Source organism: Rhizobacter sp. P2_G4 (assembly GCF_056403575.1).
Genome location: NZ_JBFUFG010000001.1, coordinates 858,539 through 878,506, shown reverse-complemented (window position 1 = coordinate 878,506; position 19,968 = coordinate 858,539). Strand labels below are relative to the sequence as shown.

Annotated in this window: 21 protein-coding genes; 13 read left to right on the top strand and 8 right to left on the bottom strand. The window is 66.1% G+C overall.

The features are described 5' to 3' along the window. The first annotated feature begins 37 nt into the window (after nt 1–37). Complete coding sequence (locus AC1DYS_RS04205; RefSeq protein ID WP_477896339.1) at nt 38–511, top strand: tetratricopeptide repeat protein; 474 nt, start codon at nt 38–40, stop codon at nt 509–511. A gap of 64 nt (nt 512–575) precedes the next feature. Here the strand turns inward: AC1DYS_RS04205 and AC1DYS_RS04200 are convergent, their stop codons facing one another. After that, nucleotides 576–1,205, bottom strand: coding sequence for a LysE/ArgO family amino acid transporter (locus AC1DYS_RS04200; protein ID WP_477896337.1), 630 nt, complete (start codon nt 1,203–1,205; stop codon nt 576–578). A gap of 73 nt (nt 1,206–1,278) precedes the next feature. Here AC1DYS_RS04200 and AC1DYS_RS04195 point away from each other — a divergent pair, with 73 nt between their 5' ends. Further along, nucleotides 1,279–2,202, top strand: coding sequence for a LysR family transcriptional regulator ArgP (locus AC1DYS_RS04195; RefSeq protein WP_477896335.1), 924 nt, complete (start codon nt 1,279–1,281; stop codon nt 2,200–2,202). A 408-nt stretch (nt 2,203–2,610) separates the two neighbouring features. Then, entirely contained in the window at nt 2,611–3,237 is a 627-nt protein-coding gene (locus tag AC1DYS_RS04190) for a TetR/AcrR family transcriptional regulator (RefSeq protein WP_477896333.1), read from the top strand. Here AC1DYS_RS04190 and AC1DYS_RS04185 read toward each other — a convergent pair. The 3 genes from AC1DYS_RS04185 to AC1DYS_RS04175 are packed head-to-tail and all read right to left on the bottom strand — an operon-like array spanning nt 3,207 to nt 5,692. Beyond that, entirely contained in the window at nt 3,207–3,965 is a 759-nt protein-coding gene (locus tag AC1DYS_RS04185) for a metallophosphoesterase (RefSeq protein ID WP_477896331.1), read from the bottom strand. The genes AC1DYS_RS04190 and AC1DYS_RS04185 overlap by 31 nt on opposite strands. Before the next feature lie 3 nt (nt 3,966–3,968). Beyond that, the gene (locus AC1DYS_RS04180; protein ID WP_477896329.1) at nt 3,969–4,712 is read right to left on the bottom strand and encodes a UPF0149 family protein; all 744 of its coding nucleotides are present in this window, start codon (nt 4,710–4,712) and stop codon (nt 3,969–3,971) included. 29 nt (nt 4,713–4,741) lie between these two features. Beyond that, nucleotides 4,742–5,692 (bottom strand): LysR family transcriptional regulator, encoded by a 951-nt coding sequence (locus AC1DYS_RS04175; RefSeq protein WP_477896327.1) that lies wholly within the window; start codon nt 5,690–5,692, stop codon nt 4,742–4,744. A gap of 141 nt (nt 5,693–5,833) precedes the next feature. Here AC1DYS_RS04175 and AC1DYS_RS04170 point away from each other — a divergent pair, with 141 nt between their 5' ends. Beyond that, a complete protein-coding gene (locus AC1DYS_RS04170; RefSeq protein WP_477896325.1) occupies nt 5,834–6,085 on the top strand; it encodes a hypothetical protein in 252 nt (83 codons plus the stop codon). 68 nt (nt 6,086–6,153) lie between these two features. Here the strand turns inward: AC1DYS_RS04170 and AC1DYS_RS04165 are convergent, their stop codons facing one another. Continuing rightward, on the bottom strand, nt 6,154–8,016 hold the full coding sequence (locus AC1DYS_RS04165) for a phosphoenolpyruvate carboxykinase (GTP) (protein ID WP_477896323.1): 1,863 nt from the start codon (nt 8,014–8,016) through the stop codon (nt 6,154–6,156). 307 nt (nt 8,017–8,323) lie between these two features. Here AC1DYS_RS04165 and AC1DYS_RS04160 point away from each other — a divergent pair, with 307 nt between their 5' ends. Both AC1DYS_RS04160 and AC1DYS_RS04155 read left to right on the top strand, forming a co-directional pair. Continuing rightward, a complete protein-coding gene (locus tag AC1DYS_RS04160; protein WP_477896321.1) occupies nt 8,324–9,127 on the top strand; it encodes a substrate-binding domain-containing protein in 804 nt (267 codons plus the stop codon). Between the two features lie 31 nt (nt 9,128–9,158). Beyond that, entirely contained in the window at nt 9,159–9,737 is a 579-nt protein-coding gene (locus AC1DYS_RS04155) for an MOSC domain-containing protein (RefSeq protein ID WP_477896319.1), read from the top strand. A gap of 4 nt (nt 9,738–9,741) precedes the next feature. Here the strand turns inward: AC1DYS_RS04155 and AC1DYS_RS04150 are convergent, their stop codons facing one another. Beyond that, nucleotides 9,742–10,845: an alkene reductase gene (locus AC1DYS_RS04150; protein ID WP_477896317.1), complete on the bottom strand. Its 1,104-nt coding sequence runs from the start codon at nt 10,843–10,845 to the stop codon at nt 9,742–9,744. A 178-nt stretch (nt 10,846–11,023) separates the two neighbouring features. On the opposite strand from AC1DYS_RS04150, the gene AC1DYS_RS04145 reads away from it, so the two are divergent. Further along, complete coding sequence (locus AC1DYS_RS04145; protein ID WP_477896315.1) at nt 11,024–11,866, top strand: 23S rRNA (adenine(2030)-N(6))-methyltransferase RlmJ; 843 nt, start codon at nt 11,024–11,026, stop codon at nt 11,864–11,866. 59 nt (nt 11,867–11,925) lie between these two features. Here AC1DYS_RS04145 and AC1DYS_RS04140 read toward each other — a convergent pair whose 3' ends face one another. Beyond that, nucleotides 11,926–12,489 carry an SRPBCC family protein gene (locus AC1DYS_RS04140; RefSeq protein WP_477896313.1) on the bottom strand — a complete coding sequence of 188 codons (564 nt, stop codon included), beginning with the start codon at nt 12,487–12,489 and terminating at the stop codon, nt 11,926–11,928. 48 nt (nt 12,490–12,537) lie between these two features. Between AC1DYS_RS04140 and AC1DYS_RS04135 the strand changes: the two genes are divergently transcribed. Next, nucleotides 12,538–13,764: a CaiB/BaiF CoA transferase family protein gene (locus AC1DYS_RS04135; RefSeq protein WP_477896311.1), complete on the top strand. Its 1,227-nt coding sequence runs from the start codon at nt 12,538–12,540 to the stop codon at nt 13,762–13,764. Then, a complete protein-coding gene (locus AC1DYS_RS04130) occupies nt 13,761–15,443 on the top strand; it encodes a PAS domain-containing sensor histidine kinase (RefSeq protein WP_477896309.1) in 1,683 nt (560 codons plus the stop codon). The genes AC1DYS_RS04135 and AC1DYS_RS04130 overlap by 4 nt, the downstream gene beginning before the upstream one ends. A gap of 17 nt (nt 15,444–15,460) precedes the next feature. Here the strand turns inward: AC1DYS_RS04130 and AC1DYS_RS04125 are convergent, their stop codons facing one another. Next, nucleotides 15,461–16,198, bottom strand: coding sequence for a helix-turn-helix domain-containing protein (locus AC1DYS_RS04125; RefSeq protein WP_047497186.1), 738 nt, complete (start codon nt 16,196–16,198; stop codon nt 15,461–15,463). A gap of 130 nt (nt 16,199–16,328) precedes the next feature. Between AC1DYS_RS04125 and AC1DYS_RS04120 the strand changes: the two genes are divergently transcribed. Genes AC1DYS_RS04120 through AC1DYS_RS04105 form a run of 4 tightly spaced genes read left to right on the top strand, consistent with a single transcriptional unit; the run spans nt 16,329 to nt 19,934 of the window. Further along, complete coding sequence (locus AC1DYS_RS04120) at nt 16,329–16,781, top strand: YiaA/YiaB family inner membrane protein (protein WP_477896307.1); 453 nt, start codon at nt 16,329–16,331, stop codon at nt 16,779–16,781. A 10-nt stretch (nt 16,782–16,791) separates the two neighbouring features. Continuing rightward, nucleotides 16,792–17,196, top strand: a complete 405-nt coding sequence (locus tag AC1DYS_RS04115) for a hypothetical protein (RefSeq protein WP_477896305.1) — start codon at nt 16,792–16,794, stop codon at nt 17,194–17,196. A gap of 11 nt (nt 17,197–17,207) precedes the next feature. Next, on the top strand, nt 17,208–17,975 hold the full coding sequence (locus AC1DYS_RS04110) for a DUF2145 domain-containing protein (protein WP_477896303.1): 768 nt from the start codon (nt 17,208–17,210) through the stop codon (nt 17,973–17,975). A 39-nt stretch (nt 17,976–18,014) separates the two neighbouring features. Continuing rightward, complete coding sequence (locus tag AC1DYS_RS04105) at nt 18,015–19,934, top strand: MFS transporter (RefSeq protein ID WP_477896301.1); 1,920 nt, start codon at nt 18,015–18,017, stop codon at nt 19,932–19,934. Nucleotides 19,935–19,968: the final 34 nt, after the last annotated feature.

Genomic DNA, 19,968 nt, shown 5'->3' with positions numbered 1-19,968 from the left:
AGGCGTCTGCCATCCAAGCCAAGAGGACACATCCACCATGCACGCCACCCTGAAGAACCTGCTCACCGCCACCCTGCTGACGCTGTCGTTGAATGCGGCCTTTGCTGCCGACACCGGGCCTGCGACGTCGACCGACAAGCTGGCCGCTGCCCGCGAGCAGATTGCCGCCAAGAACTGGGCCGGCGCCATCGATGAACTGAAGCGCGTCAACGACACCGGCAGCGCGGACTGGAACAACCTGATGGGCTACAGCCTGCGCAAATCGAAGACGCCGGATCTGGCGGGCTCGGAGAAGTTCTACAACGACGCGCTGCGCATCGACCCGAACCACCGTGGCACGCTCGAATACTCGGGCGAGCTGTACCTGATGAAGGGCGATCTGCCAATGGCCGAGAAGCGCCTGGCCACGCTCAACAAGGTCTGCACGCTGCCCTGCGCCGAGTACACGGATTTGAAGAACGCGATCGCGCGCTACAAGTCGTCTGGCAGCAAGACCGCGTCGACCTACTGAGCGGCGCCTTCAAACGCAAGCCACGCGTGAGCGTGGCTTGTTTCGTTTCGGCGTGCCGCCTGGGTCACACGGTCCCTTTCAGCAACAGCTGTGTGGCCACGCTGAACATCACCACCGCCACGCCGACATCGATAGCGCGCCACACCACGGGATGGCGCAGCCAGCGCGACGCCGCCACGGCCCCGTACCCGAGCATCACGAACCACATTAGTGAGGCCAGGCCCGCGCCGGTGGCAAAGGCGATACGGCCTTCGCTGCCATGTTGCGCCCCCACGCTGCCGAGCAGCACCACGGTGTCGAGGTAGACGTGCGGGTTCAGGTAGGTCAGCGCGAGCGTGCTGACCAGGGTCGCCGCCAGCGTGTTGCCACGGGCGTCGGCCTGGGTCAGCGCACCCTGCCCGCGCCAGGCCTGCAGTGCGGAGCGCAAGCCGTAGACCACCAGGAACGCAGCCCCGCCGAAACGGAAGGCCTGCAGCAGCAGGGGCGACGACTGGATCACGGCACCGAGGCCAAACACACCCAGCGCAATCAGCAGCCAATCCGACAGCGTGCACAGCACCACCACCGGCCCGACGTGCGTGCGCGTCAGGCCCTGCCGCAGCACGAGCGCGTTCTGCGCGCCGATGGCGACGATGAGCCCGGCGGTCATCAGCCAGCCCTGAAGGAACGCGGAGGTGAATGTTTCTTGAACCATGTGCAGATTGTCTCGGCGCCACTTGCCGAAGTGAAGCATCATTCATATTCCTCGCGTTGCATTAGGCAAACTGATGAAAGACTTCGACCCCGCTGCGTTGGAATGCTTAGCCGCGCTGGCGGACGACGGCAACTTCGAGCGCGCGGCGCAACGCTTGTCCATCACGCAGTCGGCGGTGTCGCAGCGCCTACGCTCGTTGGAGGCGCAGGTCGGGCAGCTGCTGGTTGTGCGCTCGCGTCCCTTGCGCCTCACCCAGCCGGGGAAGGTGCTGCTGCGTTTTGCTCGCCAATTGCAGGCCATGCGCGCGGACGTGGCCCGCGAGTTGGGTGTAGACGCTGACGCGGGCCAGCGGCTGCCGATTGCCGTCAATGCCGACAGCCTCGCCACCTGGGTGATGCCGGCGCTCGACGCGCTGGTGCAGGCCGGTCTGTCGCTGGAGCTGATCGTCGACGATCAGAACTTCACACACGACTGGCTGCGCCAGGGCGCGGTGCTGGGCTGCGTCAGCACGGTGAGCGAAGCGCTGCGAGGCTGCCAGGTGCTGCCGCTGGGCGTGATGCACTACATCGCGGTGGCCAGCCCGGGCTTCTTCAGCCAAGCCTTGCCGCAGGGGCTCAACCGCACAAACTTTGCGCAGGTGCCGTTCCTGTCGTTCAACCGCAAGGACGACATGCAGCTGCAGTGGGCGGCACGCGCCGTGGGCGTGCGGCAGCCGCGGCTGCAGGAGCGTTTTGTTCCGTCGGCAGAGGCCTACGTGCGCGCCGTGCTGATGGGCTGGGGGATCGGCATCGTGCCGGAGCTGCAGGTGCGCGAGCTGCTGGAGAGCGGTGCGTTGGTGACCGTGCTGCCCGATGTGGGCGTTGACCTGCGGCTGTTCTGGCACCAATGGCGGCTTGGGGCCGATGGGGCGGCGCCCTCCGAGCGCGTGGCGCTGCTCGACCGGATTGGCGCGGCGCTGGTGGCTGGTGCCGAGGCCGCGCTCGGCAAGCCAGGCTGAATCGCTGGCCAGCGATTCCTGCGGACGCGCTCATTAAAAGCGCCGCAAGCAAGCCGCATATCCACGCATCGCCCAAGGTCATCCCGCCACACACTGGTTTCACAACGGCTGGTGCGGAGGTCTGCGATGAGCTTGATTCCTGGATTGACATGGCTCACCTCCATGGCGGCGCGACGCTCGGAGGCCGACGACTCCCCGGATCCGGCCGACATGGGCACGGCCTTCGGCCTCGATGCCAGCATAGAAGCTGAGCCGGCCGAGCCATCGCCCAAGTCCACACCGACGCCCCCGCCTCCCGCTGACCGGCTGGTTCGCCGACCGCGTCGTTGACGCTCACAACCAAATACTGATCAGTTCAAACCTGAACTTGGTCGTTTCCTGAGCGCTCCGGCCGCATAGAATCGCGGCATGGCCAAAGTTTCTTTCCGTGAGCAAGTCTTGCGCGTTCGAGAGGACGCCATCGTCGCCTCGGTCAACCGCCTGTTGGCTGAGAAAGGCTTCGACAACATGACGGTCGACGAGGTCGCCGCCGATGTGGGCATCGCCAAGGCCAGCCTGTACAAGCATTTCAGCTCCAAGGAAGAGCTGGCCGGCGCCGCCATGATCCGCGTGCTCGAGCGAGCCCAGGCCTTGATGGCCAGCCTGCCGGCGGGCGCCCCCGCTGTCGACCAGCTGAAGGCCGTTGCGCGCTGGACCATGCAGGTTCAACTGGCCGGTGAGATGCCGTCGCTGCCGGCGCAGAACTCCACCCTGCGCGCCGCGCTGATGGCCAACAAGCCCTACCTCGACCGCCTGATGGAGGTCAGTAACCAGCTTGGCGCCTGGATCGGTGCTGCCCAGACTGCTGGCGACCTGAACCCGCGCCTGCCGCCTGAAGTGGTGCTTTACACGCTGTTTGCCCGCGCCTGCGACCCGGTGCTGAGCCTGTTGAAGGTGAGCGGCCAGCACACCGACGAGCAGATCATCGAGATGCTGCTCAGCACCTGTTTCGATGGGCTGGCGGGTCAGACGTCGACGACGAAGAGCCCGTCGTAGCCATCGGCCTCGCCCTTGCGGGCATGGCCGCGCGCATTGCACACCACGCGCGTGCTGCCGACGGTGTAGTCGTGGCGGCAGTGCAGGTGCCCGTGGATCCACAGATCGGCCAGCGGCAGCAGGTCGTCGTCGGCGTTGCAGAAGCTCGCGGTGCCGGCCTGGCTTCCATAACGCGGGTCGCCGCTGCGCAAACTGGGCGCGAAGTGGGTCAAGGCGACCGTCGCCTCCCATTCCGTCGATGAGCGAGCCAGCTCTTCGGCCAGCCAAACGCGGCACGCCAGGGCCTCTTCGCGCACTTGAGCGGCGTCGAACACAGCGCCGTTGCGTGTGGACCGCATCACCCGCATGAAGTAGGTGCCGGCGCGCATTGACTTGTCGCGCTGCTTCTCGCCGAAGAGATCGAAGTCGCACCAGCGCACCGTGGCCACGAAGCGGATGCGGCGGCCGTTGCGGTCCGCGAGAACCAGGCTTTCGCGCTCCAGCAAAGTGATGCCGAGTTGCCCGCAGTGCGCTCGAAGTTCGGGCCAGGTGGTGTTGAGTTCGCGGCTATCGAACTCATGGTTGCCCGCGACCATGACCACCGGCACAGGCCAGCCCTGGAAGCGAGACAGGCCGGCCCAGGTGCTGTCGATATCGCCACCCAGCACCAACAGCTCGGCGTCCGGCGCGGGCTGGGGCTCGAAGTCTTCAGTCTCGAGGTGCAGGTCCGAGAGAAGTTGCAGACGCACGGATCAGGTGGCGCCGTGGCACTGCTTGAACTTCTTGCCGCTCCCACACGGGCACGGGTCGTTGCGGCCGACCTTGGGAGTTTCACGGCGCACGGTGTCAACCTTGTAGCGCAACTCGCCCGTCAGGTCGTAGAGGTCGGCGACGGTCACCACCAGCTCTTCGATCGCTTCTTCCAGGTCTTTCAGGGGGTGTTCGCGTTCGAGCGTGGCGACGACTTCGCGCTCTTCATCGGTCTCGGCAGGCAGGTGGCGGTACAGACGCGCGAGTGCGGTCATCACCGCGTCATCGGGCATCTCCGCCAGGTCGGGAAAGCACAGCGTGGCGTGCTGAAAGCCGGCGACCCAGGGCATCAGCGCTTGCGAAATCTCGCTCAGCCCGGCCATTGGGTCCGGGCCCCCGTCGGTGGGCGGCTGCAGCGGGTGCTCGTCGTCGAACTCCAGGATCAGCGGGTTGAACCAGCCGTCTTCGGCCATTGCGCGGTTCAGCGCGGCATGGCGACGCAGGATTAGCGCGCTGGTGCGGTCGCGCCATGTCGCATCGACGTCATCGGGCAAGGGCGTCGCGTCGAAATCGAACACATGCGGCAGCCAGGCGGCGGGCTCCAGCAGCAGCGGCTGCACGAGCACGCCGCACAGAAAACCGTCGAGCATCACCGCATCGACGGGCTGCAAGGGCTCGGGCGTGGCGGCGAGCAAGTCGTCGAGTTCGGCGAATTCGGTGTCGGTCAAATCGGAATGGGCAGACATGGCAAGCCTTGGCGGAAAAGTGGCACGCGTCATTGTCGTTCGACCGCAGCCGTTCGGGGCCGCATCGCCTCGACCAGTCGCGTGCGCAGCCACTGGTGCGCGCTGACGCGGTCGTGCCGCATGTGCCACATGGCCTCGACGTGAATGCGCGGCATGGCCATGGGCAGCGGGCGCTCCACCAACTGGCTCTTGTAGCCGGTGGCGTCGACGAAGGAAGCCGGCAGCACGGTGAGCAGATCGCTGCGTGAGACCACGCGGCCGGCGGTGAAGAACTGGTTCACCGTCAGCACGATGCGGCGCGAGCGGTTGAGCGCGCTCAGCGCCTGGTCCACGAACCCGTGCGGCCGACCCGAGAAGCTCACGAGCAGGTGATGGGCAGCGCAGAAGTCATCCAGCGTAAGTTCGCCACTCGCCAGTGGGTGCCCGCGCCGCATGACGCACACGTATTCGCTCTCGGACAGGCGCTGGTGGTGCAGCGCGCTTTGCTGGCCGCGTGTTTCGAGTTCGGCCACCGCCTCCGGAAAGTAGCCGACGGCGACGTCGATCTCGCCGCGCTCCAGCAACCCACGCGGGTCACGTGTGGTCAACGGCAGGATCCGAAGGTTGACGAGTGCCTGCTCGGCCTCGATGTGCGCAATGAGGGGCGGCAGCAGCACCGCCGCGGTGGCGTCTGCCATGGCGAGCTGGAAATTGACCGGGTCTTGCCGTGGATCGAACTCCCCGGGGTCGAGCACAGCACGCAATTGGCCCAGCGCTGCTCGGACCTCCGGCCACAGCTTCTCTGCGTAAGGTGTCGGCACCACGCCATGTGTCACGCGAGTGAGCAGCTCCTCACCTATGGATTCCTTGAATCGGCGCAGGGCATTGCTGACAGCCGGCTGCGTGAGCGAGAGGCGGGCCGCCGCGCGGGTCAGGTTGCGCTCGGCCATCACGGCATCGAAGACCCGCAGGAGGTTCAGATCCAGGGTGTGGAAGTTCATCCAAGGGATTATCTTCGTGACATATTGATCGTGAATGTCATGGATTCACAGATTTGATTGGACCATCACAAGGGAAAACCCTATATTTGATCCCAATGCGACTCCCTGTGGAGCTGCAGAGATGCCCCGAAGGAGCACACCATGACCACCACAACCATCAGTATCCAAGTTCCCGCCGCACGCACCGCACCGCGTCTGGCATCCCGCTTCGGCGACCTCGCCGCAGCCGCCATCGCGCTGTTCAACCACCCCGGCAAGCCAGCGCCTCGTTACCCGGCACGTGAAGCCGCACGGGTTCGCGCCATGGCCCACCGCTACGAAGCTGCGGACCCGCGCTTCGCGTCGGAGCTGTACGCAGCCGCCGACCGGCACGAGATGCTCTACGGCGACTAAGCCCTCGGTTCTCGTTGCAACAAAAAGCCCGCACTCGGCGGGCTTTTTTGTGGGCGAAAGTTTGCCGATCAGCCGAGGCTGCCTTCCAGCTTGGCCTTGGTGGCCGTGAGCTCGGCTGGCAGGTGATAGGCCAGCTGGTTGAACAGCTCGGTGTGCAGATCGAGCTCGGCACGCCAGGCGGCCTTGTCGACGGTCATTACCTGGTTGAACTGAGCAGGGGTGAAGTCCAGGCCCTTCCAGCTCAGGTCTTCATAACGCGGGCTCACGCCGAAGAGGCTTTCGGTGCCTTCACCGCGGCCTTCGACGCGCTCCATCATCCACTTCAGCACGCGCATGTTCTCGCCGTAGCCAGGCCAGACGAATTTGCCGTCGTCACCCTTGCGGAACCAGTTGACGCAGTAGATCTTGGGCAGCTTGGCGCCCTGCGCTTCCAGCTTGGCGCCGACGTTCAGCCAGTGCTGGAAGTAGTCGCTCATGTTGTAGCCGGTGAACGGCAACATGGCGAACGGGTCGCGGCGCACCACTCCTTGCTGGCCGATGATCGCGGCCGTGGTTTCGGAGCCCATGGTCGCGGCCATGTACACGCCTTCGACCCAATTGCGGGCTTCGGTCACCAGCGGCACCGTGGTCGAGCGGCGGCCGCCGAAGATGAAGGCATCGATCGGCACGCCGGCCGGGTTGTCCCATTCAGAGTCGAGCACCGGGTTGTTGGCAGCGGCCACGGTGAAACGCGCATTCGGGTGTGAGGCCTTCGCGCCGGTCTCGCGGCCGAGCTTGGGTGTCCAGTCCTTGCCTTGCCAGTCGATCAGGTGCGCGAGCGGGGTGTCGGTCATGCCTTCCCACCAGACGTCACCATCGTCGGTCAGCGCCACGTTGGTGAAGATCACGTCGCGCTTCAGGCTCTGCATGCAGTTGAAGTTGGTCTTCTCGTTGGTCCCAGGCGCCACGCCAAAATAACCCGCTTCGGGGTTGATGGCATAGAGGCGGCCGTCCTTGCCGGGCTTGATCCAGGCGATGTCGTCGCCGATGGTGGTGACCTTCCAACCGTCGAGACCGGCAGGCGGGATCAGCATCGCGAAATTGGTCTTGCCGCAGGCGCTCGGGAAGGCCGCAGCCACGTGGTGCTTCTTGCCATCCGGCCCGGTGACGCCGAGCAGCAGCATGTGTTCGGCCAGCCAACCTTCGTCGCGGCCCATGGTCGAGGCGATGCGCAGCGCGAAGCACTTCTTGCCGAGCAGCGCGTTGCCGCCGTAACCGGAGCCATAGCTCCAGATTTCGCGGGTCTCGGGGTAGTGAACGATGTACTTGGTGGTGTTGCAGGGCCAGGCGACGTCTTTCTGGCCCGCTTCGAGCGGCGCGCCGACGGTGTGCACGCAAGGCACGAAGACGCCGTCTTCGCCCAGCACCTCGATGACCGCGCGGCCCATGCGCGTCATGATCTTCATGTTGACCGCGACATAGGGGCTATCGGACAACTCGACGCCGATGTGCGCGATCGGCGAGCCCAGCGGGCCCATGCTGAAGGGCACGACGTACATCGTGCGGCCCTTCATGCTGCCCTTGAACAGCGCCTTGTCACCAGTCTGGAGCAGCTCGCGCATCTCGGCCGGTGCCATCCAGTTGTTGGTGGGGCCGGCGTCTTCCTTCTTTTCGCTGCAGATGAAAGTGCGGTCTTCGACCCGTGCCACGTCGCTCGGGCTGCTGAAGGCAAGGTAGCTGTTGGGACGCAGCTCCGGGTTGAGCTTCTTGAAGGTGCCGGCCGCGACCAGCTGGGCGCACAGGCGGTCGTACTCTTCCTTGCTGCCGTCACACCAGTACACGTCGCGTGCTTCGGTCAGCGCGGCGACCTGGGCTACCCACTCGATCAAGCGGGGATGTTTGGCATAGGCGGGTACGTTCAAGCGCAAGCCTTCCATCACGGGTCTGTTCATGCTGAGTCCAATCATCGAAGTTAAAAAGCCGGAATCGGGCGAGCCTCGATTACCTGGGGGTGTCAGGTTTCGGGGCTCGCCCCATGCCGTTTTGCATGCTCTGAAGAGGTCAGCAATCCGCGTTCCACAGAGGGCAAAATGAACCCTCAGAACGATTGTGAGTTGAATGTAATCGCGCGGTAACTACCAGACATGAGGGGGTCATGCAAAATTTGCATCTCATGATGCGGCGCCCGCGTGAACTAGTGCCTACGCCCGGCAGCCCTGCGCGTTTTCCCGGGGTTTCGGCGACATAAGATCGGCCGCCATGACCATCGATCGCCGCTCGCTCCTGGCCCTTCTGGCCGCCTCATCCATCCCCACCATGGCCTGGGCGGCGCAGCGCAAATCGCTGGCCGACCCGATGCATCTGGGGGCCGAGCAGGCGCTCATTGATTCGGGTCTCGCAAGCCAGCTGCAGAAGGCCTTCGGCCGCGACACCGGCGTGGCGGTGCAATTGGTGCCCGGCCGCAGTGGCACCTTGCTGGAGGCGCTCGAGCGCGGCGAGCTCGACGCCGCCATGACAAATGCCCCCGTGCAGGAAATGCAGCTCGAGAAACAAGGCCTGGCTCACGACCGCCGCCTGATCGCAGTCGGCGACTTTGTGCTGGTCGGCCCGCTCGAGGGCGTGGGCAAGAAGGCGAAAGACCCGGTCGGCATTGCCGGCGAGCGAGACGTCGCGGCGGCGCTGGCGAAGCTCGCTCAGGCGCAGGCCCGCTTTGTAGGGCCGATCAACGGCAGCGGCGCTCACCTGGGCACGCTGGCCCTGTGGCGCGCGGCCAAGGTTGCCCCCGCAGCTCCCTGGTATGTCGAAAGCAAGGGCAACGCGCTGGAGCAAGCTGCTTCAGAGGGCGCGTACACCTTGATCGAACGCGGGCTGTGGATGGCGCGCGGGCGCAAGCCGCTGGCCTTGATGGTCGACGGCGATTCGCGCATGGGGACCGAAGTGCACGTGATGCGCTCGTTCCGTGTGAACCACCCGGCAGCCAAGCTCTTCGGTCAATGGGTCTCCGGCCCACAAGGCCGGCGCGTCGCGGCCAGCCTGCGTGGGTGGCGTCCGGCACCGGCCTGACACCCTGCTGCGATGCGGCATCATCCAAGCCATGCCGCACACCCTGCTCAGCGTCAACATCAGCCCCGCTCGCGAGATCGAGGTCAACGGCCAGAAGGTCATGACCGGCATCGGCAAACGCGCCGTGTCGAACGAGGTCGTCGTCAAACCCCTTGGCTTGGCTGGCGACGAGCAGGCCGACCTGTCCGTCCACGGCGGCTTGCCGAAAGCGGTCTACGCCTACCCCAGCGAGCACTACCCGTTCTGGCAGACGGTGCGCGCGCAGGCCAAGGTGGCCGCGTGGGGTGACGACCTGCCTCCAGGCTCCATGGGCGAGAACCTCACGATCGCCGGCATGCTCGAGAACCAGGCCTGGATCGGCGACGTGCTGCGCTTTCCCAACTGCGAACTGGCCGTCAGCGAGCCACGCTTCCCCTGCTTCAAGTTCAACGCGGCCATGGGCTTCAACCAGGCCGCGAAGCTGATGGTGGCCAACGGCTGGTGCGGCTTCTATCTGGCGGTGCGGGTGCCAGGCACCTTGAAGGCCGGAGACAGCTTCGAGCTGATCCCCGGCCCACGGGAAGTCGGCATCCCCGAACTCTTCCGCTCGCGATTGGCCGCCCAGCGTTGATGCTTCAGGCGGCGGCGCCTTCGAGCGTCGGGTAGTCGGTATAGCCCTCGGCCGTGCCGCCGTACAGCAGCGCCGGCTTCAGCGCGTTGAGCGGCGCGTCTTCCTTCAGCCGGCGCACGAGGTCGGGATTGCTGATGAAGGGGCGACCGAAAGCCACCAGGTCCGCCGCACCGCTGGCCACCACGTCGATGGCCATCTGACGGTTGTAGCCGTTGTTGACCATCCATGCGCCGTTCGGGTGGTCGGCCTTGTAGCGCTGACGCAGCGCCTCGTAGTCGAACGGCGCAACGTCTCGCGCGCCACCGGTCTGGCCTTCGACGAAGTGCAGGAACGCAAGCTTCATCGGTGCCAGCTGTTCGACGACGTAGCTGAACAGCGCTTGCGCCTGGCTGTCTTGCCCGGCGTCGTTGCTCGGCGTGACCGGGCTCAGGCGCAGGCCCGTGCGGCCGGCACCAACTTCACCCACCACGGCGTTCATCACCTCGAGCAGCAGACGCGCGCGGTTCTCGATCGAGCCGCCGTAGGCATCGGTTCGATCGTTGATGCTGTCGCGCAGGAACTGGTCGATCAGGTAGCCGTTGGCGCCATGCACTTCCACGCCGTCGAAGCCGGCATCGATGGCATTGCGGGCCGCTTGGCGGTAGGTGGCGATCAAGCTGGGGATCTCGTCCAGCCTCAGCGCACGCGGAGCAGAGACATCCTCAAAGCCACCTTTGATGAAGGTCTTGCCTACCGCCGCGCGCGCCGTGGACGACACCGGCGCCTGGCCATTCGGCTGCAGCGACACATGCGAGATGCGCCCCACGTGCCAGAGCTGAATCACGATCTTGCCGCCCTTGGCGTGCACAGCGTCGGTCACCTTCTTCCAGGCAGCAATCTGCTCGGGGCTGTAGATCCCCGGCGTGTCGAGGTAGCCCTGCCCTTCGGGGCTGATCTGGCTGGCCTCGGTGACGATCAGGCCGGCACCGGCGCGCTGCGCGTAATACGTGATCGCCAGCTCGGAGGGCACCTGGTTCACCGCGGCACGGTTGCGCGTGAGCGGCGCCATCACGATGCGGTTGGCCAAGGCAATGTCGCCAACGCGGGCGGGGTCGAAAAGGGAAGTCATGCGTGTCGCTCAATCAAGGAGGAAAGGAAGAACTCATGGTACGAAGCCCTGCAAAGACTTGCCGGGCCCGGGCTTTCGATGAAGGTGCCCGCCCGTCAGCTTCAACCGGATGCTGAAGATCGACGGCGAGCGTCTGCGGGGAAGACAATACGAACCTCCAACCGACTCCAGCCTGCCCATGCTCGCCTACCGACACGCCTTCCATGCGGGCAACCACGCCGACGTGCTCAAGCACGTGATGCTCACGCTCGTGCTGCGCTACATGAACCAGAAGGACAAGCCCTACCGCTTGGTCGACACACACGCTGGCGCGGGCGGCTACTCGCTCGAAGGCCAGTACGCGCAGAAGAAGGGCGAATACATCAACGGCATCGGCCGCCTGTGGAGCCGCGACGACCTGCCCGAGGCCGTGGCCGACTACGTGAACCTGGTGAAGCAGTTCAATCCCGACGGCCGCATGGAGCAGTACCCCGGCTCGCCGGCGTTTGCGCAGATGCTGCTGCGCGCGAAAGACCAGTTGCGGATGTTCGAGCTGCACAACACCGACCACCGCATCCTCGCCTCGTACCTCGGTGAGGTGAAAGGCGCCGAGGTTTACAACGCCGACGGCTTCGAGGGCTTGAAGGGCCAAGTGCCACCCTCATCGCGCCGCGGCGTGGTGCTGATGGACCCGTCATACGAAGGCCACAACGACTACCCGCGCGTGATCGCCTCGCTGCGCGAAGCGCTGACGCGTTTTGCCGAGGGCGTCTACATGGTGTGGTACCCGCAGGTGAGCAAGCTCGAAGCCGCGCAGTTGCCGCGCCGCCTGGAGGCGCTGGCGCCCAAGGGCTTCCTGCATGTGCGCATGACGGTGCAGCAGCCCGACCAGCAGGGCTTCGGCTTGGCTGGCAGCGGCATGTTCATCATCAACCCGCCGTACACGTTGCACGACGACATGCTCGCGGTGCTGCCGTACCTGGTGGAAGTGCTGGGGCAGTACGACGGAGCGAACTACGTGATCGAACAACGGGCGGCGTAGCCCGTTCCACGGCAACGGGCGGCGTAGCACCCGCTCAACAAACAGCGAGCACGCACCCGCTACTTCGCTGCCGGCGTGGCGTGCATCTTCTTCAGCGACTCCATCCACGCCGTCCAGTCCATCGGCCCGCTGTCGTAGCGCTTCTTCAGGTTGACGAGCACATTGCCCCAGGCCCGGTCGAAGTAGGCATAGGTCTTGTCCCACTCGCCGCCATCGCCCCAGCCGGTGTGGTGCAGCGTGACGCGGGTCGACTTGCCGTCGACGTCGAACAGGCGCACCACGACGAAGGTGCGCTGCTGGCGCGCCTCGGGGAGCGAAGGCGGCGCGTTCCAGTCGAAGCTCAGCATCTTCATCGGCTGCAAGGCCATGTAGCGCATGGTGTCGGCGCCCTTCATGCCAGGCTCGCCGAGCGGGTCGATGTGAATGTGGAAGGCGCCGTCGACACGGGCGTCGATCTCGGCCTCGGGCGCGAAGAAACTTTCGATTCCGGCCTTGGTGGTCCAGCTCTGCCAGACGGCAGCCACGGGCGCGGCCACGATCACCTCTTTGTCGATGGCGCGTTCCTGTGCCCAGGGGCTCGACGTGCACAGGACCAGGAGCAGGCTCGAGAGCGTGTAGCGCATGGCGTCTTTCCATGAGGGCGGCGAGGCAGACACACTACCATCGTGACCATGCCGTCTCAAGCCACATTTGCCAACGGGCCGCTGTCGGGGTTGAAGGTGCTGGAGATGGGCCAGCTGATCGCCGGCCCCTTCGCCGCCAAGACACTGGCCGACTTCGGTGCCGAGGTCATCAAGATCGAGCCGCCCGGCACCGGCGACCCGCTGCGCCAGTGGCGCCTGCTGCACGAGGGCACGAGCGTGTGGTGGCAGGTTCAATCGCGCAACAAGAAGAGCGTGGCGCTCGACCTCAAGCAAGCGGAAGCACGCGACATCGTGCGCCGGCTCGCAGCCGAGTGCGACGTGCTGATCGAGAACTTCAAGCCCGGCGTGATGGAAGCCTGGGGCCTCGGCTACGACGATCTGTGCCCAGCCAATCCCGGCCTCATCATGCTGCGCATCAGCGGCTACGGCCAGACCGGCCCCTACAAGGACAGACCGGGCTTCGGCGTGGTCGCAGAAGCCATGGGCGGACTGCGTTATCTCACCGGCGAGCCGGGCCGCGTGCCGGTTCGCGTGGGCGTGAGCATCGGCGACACGCTGGCCTCGCTGCACGGCGTGATCGGCATCCTGATGGCGCTGCACCACCGGCATGCGTCGGTGTCGCCTGAGGCGCCGAAAGGGCGTGGCCAAAGCATCGACGTCGCGCTTTACGAAGCTGTCTTCAACTGCATGGAGAGCTTGCTGCCCGAGTACAGCGCCTTCGGCGCGGTGCGCGAGGCTGCGGGCTCCGCCCTGCCCGGCATCGCGCCGAGCAATGCCTACCCGTGCACCGACGGCTGGGTGCTGGTGGCTGGCAACGGCGACAGCATCTTCACGCGGCTGATGACCACCATCGGCCGTGACGACTGGGCGCGCGACCCCACGCTGGTCGGCAACGCGGCGCGCGTGGCACGCGTCGACGAGATCGATGCCGCGATCGGCGCCTGGACCGCCACGCGCGCGGTCACCGCCGTGCTGGACGCGCTCAATGCCGCCCAGGTGCCGGCCGGCCGCCTCTACACCGCGAAAGACATCGCCGAAGACCCGCACTACCGCGCACGCGGCATGGTCCAGCGCGTCACCTCGGCCGACGGCTTGTCGCTCGACGTGCCCGGTATCGTGCCCAAGCTGAGCGCCACGCCAGGCCGCATCACACGCCGCGCTCCCACGCTCGGCGAAGACACGCAGGCCGTATTGCGCGAGCTGGGCATCACGCCCGAGCAAGAGGCGGGCTTGCGCGCACGCGGCGTGCTGTGAGCACCGGCTCGCCGCTTGTCGCGCTCGGCGGCCTGGCCATTGCAGCCGCCGCGTTCGTGGGCTGGATGTGGACGCGCTCTCGCAAAACCGCAGCTCGCACAGAACCGAAAGTCGACGCGATCCCCGAGCCGGAAGCCGAGCTCGCGACCACGTCGATCGACCTGTCGAAATTGCCGGCCAGCGCCGACTACGAGCACCTGTTCAGCCTGAGCGCGAACCCGATGTTCGTCTACGGCGTCACCGACCATCAGCTGCTGGCCGTGAACGACGCGATGGTCCGGCGCTACGGCTACGCGCGCAGCGAGCTGCTGACGATGAACCTGGCCGACATCCGCCCCGCGGAAGACGTGCCGGCGATGCAGGCCATGACGCGCGAGGTGCAGAAGAGCCGCAGCGTCACGCTGCCCGGCACCTGGCGCCACCGCAGCAAGGACGGTTCGGTCTTCCACGTGCGCATCAGCGGGCACGACCTGATGTTCGGCGGCCGCCCTGCGCGCATGGTGCAGGTGTTCGACGTGAGCGCCGAGGTGGCGCTGCAGCTCGAGCGCGAGCAGATGATCGCCAAGCTGCAGCAGTCGCGCGAATGGCTGGCCACTGCCATCAACGCCGGCCGCATTGCGCTGTGGGAGCGAGACCTGATCGCCCGCACGCTGGTGTTCGGCGGCCGCTGGGCCGAGATCATCGGCACCACGCCACAGGCCTTCGGCCCGGTGACGGAGCAGAGCTTCCTCGACCTGTGCCACCCGGACGACCTGCCCGGCGTGACAGAGCGCTTCGTGGACTACCTGAGAGACCCGAGCGCACCGTACGTCGATGAGTTCCGCATCAAGCACGCCCGCGACGGCTGGATCTGGGTGCTCAGCCGCGGCAAGGTGGCCGAACGCAGCTCCGACGGTCTTGCGCGCCGCGTGGTTGGCACCTACGTCGACATCTCCGAGCTGAAGATGGCCCAGGCTGCGCGCGAGCTGCAGCAGGCCGCCGAGCAGGCGAGCGAGATGAAGTCGCAGTTCCTCGGGCGGGTGAGCCACGAGCTGCGCACGCCACTGAACGCGGTGCTCGGCTTCTCACAATTGCTCAGGCTCGACCCGGCTGCACCGCTGACGCCGCAACAGGCCGAACGCGTGGCCCACATCGAGCAGGCCGGCCGGCACCTGCTCGGCTTGATCACCGATCTGATGGACCTGAGCCGCATCGAACTCGGTGCCGTCGAGCTGCAAAGCGTGGCGCTCGACGCGAGCGCGCTGCTCGACGAAAGCCTTGCCATGGTCGACACGCAGCTGCGGGAGCGCAAGCTCGCCGTGCTGCGCGAATTCGACACCGGACTGCCGCAGGTCATGGCCGACCCGCTGCGCATGCGCCAGTGCCTGCTCAACCTGCTGTCCAACGCCATCAAGTACAGCGAGGAGCAGGGCACGGTGCGCGTGGGCGCGCGCTCCACGGGCGCGGGCTCGGTGGAGCTGTGGGTGTGGAACAGCGGGGCCGGCATGACGCCGCAGCAACTCGAGCGGCTCTACGAACCCTTCAACCGCCTGGGCCGCGACGCGAGCCATGCCGAAGGCACCGGCATCGGCCTGGCCATCAGCCGCCAGCTGATCGAGCGCATGGGCGGGCAGATCGTCGCGACCAGCAAGGCGGGCGCGTGGGCGCAGTTCAGCGTGACGCTGAGCGCGGCCTTCTAACCGCACCGCCAGCGCGCTCAAGCCTCCCGCTTGAACTCGCGGAAGGCGCCGAACAGCCAGGAGCGCATGCCGACCACCAGCGTGTAGGGGCGCTTCTGGTCGGCCGGCAGCTTCTGATCGGCCAGATGTTGTTGCGCGAAGTCCTGGCCCACGCGCTGCAGCCGCTCGGCGAAGCTCGCGGCGAGGCTGCGGCCGACCTGGCCGTGCACGAGCATCAGCATCTCGCCTTCGCCGTCGAAGCCGCCGCTGAAGTAATCGTCGGTCACGTGCTCGCGAAAGAAGGCCATCGCCGGGCCGTTGGGCCGCCAGCGGAAGGTCTTGGCCACCTGCAGGCGGTAGCGGTTCATCGGCCGCAGCTCGATGAAGCCCAGCCGGTCGAGCACCGCCAGGCAGGACACGCACTCGGCTTCGGTCAGCGTGTAGGTGGCGAGGATCTGCTCGAAGGTCCATTGGCTGAGGCAGCAGATGGCGATCAGCAGCAGGCGGCGGTCGGCCACCACGGCCTTCTCCTGCTCGAGCGTCAGCTCGCGGCGCAGCGGCTGCGCGTCGGCGATCTTGCGTGCGAGCTCGGCGAAGTCCATCTTCAGCACACGCAGCACATCGTCGATGCGTGAGAGCGGCATGTCGGCCTTGGCAAAGATGCGCTTGATGCTCGACTCCGACATCTCCAGCTGCTCTGCCAGATCGGCATAGGTGATGTTGGCCGCCTTCAACTCGGCCTTGAGTGCCGTGATCAGGTCTTGTGTCGTGCTCATTCCCGCACCCCCCGAAAGTATCGACAGACGATACCAGCAGCCCAAGACGCCGCAACCTTCCAGGGAGAGCTTGATACCGCCTGCGCGGCCAGCCACCATGCGTTCCGTGTTCAACCAACCCGAGAACGTCATGCAAACCCCCATCGCCATCCGCAAGGACACCAACGCCTGGAAGCTCCAGGTCTGGGTCTCGTTCGGACTGGCCGCCACGCTGTGCGGTACCGGCCTGGCCTACCTGCCTGGTGAAGACATTCACCGCGCCTTCATGGTGATGGGCTACGTGTTCTGCCTCTCGACCGCCTTCGCGCTCGCCAAGTACATCCGCGACAACGAACAGCGCCGCATCGACACGCCGATGTGGGGCTTGGTGGTGTGGGGCGGCTTCTCGCTCGCGATGGCACTCACCGGCTGGGGCCTGTGGCGCATGGACGTGAACCCGACCTACAAGGCCTACCTCGGCGTGAGCTGGCTGTTCCTGATCTCCAGCGTGTTCACGCTGGCCAAGACGCTGCGTGATGCGCAAGACGCGCTGATCGCCGAAGCCCGCCGCGACGGCATGCGCGCCGCCCGTGACAACGAATAAGGAGTCGACCATGAAGAAACTGTTTCTCAACGGCGTGCTGTGTGCCGCCCTGCTCGCCGGTGGTGTCTCGACGGCGCAGGCGCACCCAAATGCCTCGGACGCGAGTGCGCTGTCGATGCTGCCGATTGCTGTGTCGGTCGCCGCGCCGGTGATGTTCATCTCGGGCGGCGCGATGCTCACGGTGGTCGCGATCGAAGCGTCGGCCGAGGGCACGGTGTGGGTGCTGGAGCGTGCGTCGGACGGCGTGCGCGCCAGCATCACCGTGGCGGGCGGCGTGTCGGTGGCCGTCGGCACCGCGGTGGTCGTGACTGCCATCAGCGCAGGGTGGGTGCTGTCGGCCGCGGGCCAGGCCATCGCCTTCATCCCGAACCAGATCGGCGCTGCCTTGCTCTACAACGAGCGGGTGACGCGATGAAAGGGCGGGCGATGAAAAGCGCCATCGCCGCCGCGCTGCTGTGCATCGCGACGCTGGCCCACGCCGGCCGTTCCTGCGAGCAGAAGCCACCCCAGGCGCGCAACATCGAACGCGCGATGAACCTGGCCGAGCACACGGCGCGCCAGCTCGACGCGAGCGGCGCGCAGGTGGTGGCGCTAGCCCGCGTCGGCCAGAACCTGAGCGAGTACGGCCAGCGTTATTCGCACATGGGCTGGGCCTACCGCGATGGCGACCGCTGGTACGTGGCGCACAAGCTGAACCAGTGCGGCAGCGCCGTCGCCGCGGTGTACCGCCAAGGCCTCGGCGAGTTCTTCCTCGACGACTTGTATGACTACCAGGCCGGCATGGTGGCGCTCTCGCCTGATGCACAGGCGCGTCTGCTGCCGGTGCTGCGCAGCAACGCCCGGCTGGCGCAGCTCAACACGCCGCGCTACAGCATGGTCGCCTACCCCTGGGCGCAGACCTACCAGCAATCGAACCAGTGGGTGCTGGAAACGCTGGCCCTGTCGCAAGACCCGAATGCGCAGACGCGTGAGCGTGCGCAGGCCTGGCTGCAACTACAGGGCTACCAACCCGCCACCCTGCACATCTCGGCTTTCAAGCGCCTGGGCGCGCGCATGACGGCTGCCAACGTGGCCTTCGACGACCACCCCAACGCCAAACGATTCGGCGATCGCATCGAAACCGTCACGGTCGACTCGGTCTTCACGTGGTTGAATCGCAGCGGCCTTGGCGGCCCGGTGCAGGTGGTGAGGTAGATTGCGCCGACAGCCGAAGAGCCACACAGAGGAGACCCCTTGAGCCACCCCGAACACCCCAACCAGTTCGCCCTGCTGACGCAGCGCCGCTTCGCGCCCTTCTTCTGGACGCAGTTTCTGGGCGCGGGCAACGACAACCTGTTCAAGTTCGCCTTCACCGTGATGGTGACCTACCAGGTGCAGGTCAGCTGGCTGCCGCCGGCGATGGCGGGCCTCGTGATCGGCGCGCTGTTCATCTTCCCGTTCCTGCTGTTCTCGGCCACCAGCGGCCAGCTGACCGACAAGTACGACAAGACGAAGATGATCCGCTTCGTGAAGTGGTTCGAAGTGGGCGTGATGCTGCTCGCAGGCTACGGCTTCCTGCAGGCCAACGTGCCGGTGCTGCTGGCCTGCGTGTTCCTGATGGGTCTGCACTCCACGCTCTTCGGGCCGGTGAAGTTCGCGTATCTCCCGCAGCACCTGAACGAACGCGAGCTGACCGGCGGCAACGGCATGGTCGAGATGGGCACCTTCGTTGCCATCCTGCTGGGCAATGTGGCGGGCGGCCTGCTGATTGCGATTCCCCAGGTCGGCGCGCACTACATCGCGTGGGCCTGCGTCGGCGTCGCGCTGCTCGGGCGACTGTTCGCGCAAGGCGTGCCGGCCACACCGTCGACCGACCCCGACCTGAAGATCAACTGGAACCCGTTCACCGAAACCTGGCGCAACCTCAAGCTCGCCAACGAGAACGTGGCGGTGTTCCGCTCGCTGCTGGGCATCTCGTGGATGTGGTTCTTCGGCGCGGTGTTCCTGTCGCAGTTCCCGTCGTTCGCCAAAGAAGTGCTGCATGGCGACGAGCATGTGGCCTCGCTGCTGCTGGTGGTGTTCTCGATCGGCATCGGCATCGGCTCGCTGCTGTGCGAGATGCTGTCGAAGCGGCATGTGGAGATCGGCCTTGTGCCGCTGGGTGCTATCGGCATGAGCATCTTTGCGATCGACCTGTACTTCGCATCGCGCGGGTTGCCGGCGTCGGCACCCCTCACGGTGAGCCAGTTCATGGCCGTCGGTGCGCACTGGCGCGTGATGACCGATCTGATGCTGCTGTCGCTTTTCGCCGGCATCTACAGCGTGCCGATGTACGCACTGATCCAGCTGCGCTCGCAGCCCAGCCACCGTGCCCGCATCATCGCGGCCAACAACATCCTCAACGCGTTGTTCATGATCGTGAGCTCGGTCGGCGTCGGCGCCTTGCTGGCGATGAACTTCACGATCCCGCAGGTGTTCTTGATCACCGGCGTGCTCAACGCCGTCGTGGCGTTCTACATCTTCATGCTGATGCCCGAGTACCTGCTGCGCTTCATCGCCTTCGTCGCGACGCGGCTGGTCTACCGCTTCAAGGTGCTGGGCGACGAGAACATCCCGACCAAAGGCGCCGCCATCCTGGTGTGCAACCACGTGAGCTTCGTCGACGCGGTGCTGCTGATGGCGGCGAGCCCACGGCCCATCGCTTTCATCATGGACCACCGCATCTTCAAGGTGCCGGTGCTGGGTTGGCTGTTCAAGCTGGCCAAGGCCATCCCGATCGCACCGCAGCGTGAAGACGCGGCCATCTACGAACAGGCCTTCGAACGCGCGCGCCAGGTGCTGGCCGAAGGCGACCTCGTCTGCATCTTCCCGGAAGGCGCGATCACCAAGGACGGCGAGCTGGGCGAGTTCAAGGGCGGCGTGATGAAGCTGCTGGAGACGAACCCCGTGCCGGTGGTGCCGATGGCGCTGCAGAACCTGTGGGGCTCGTTCTTCTCGCGCGTCGAAGGCGCTGCAATGACCAAACCCTTCCGTCGCGGCCTGTTCAGCCCGGTGGGCCTGGTGGCCGGCGAAGCGGTGGAACCGTCCGCCGTATCACCGGTTGGTCTGCGTGATCGGGTCGGCAAACTGCTGACGGTCCGCCTGACCGGCGTGCCCGCAGCGCACGGCGCCTAAAATCATCGCCTTTCTTCGATCATCAGCGAGCACC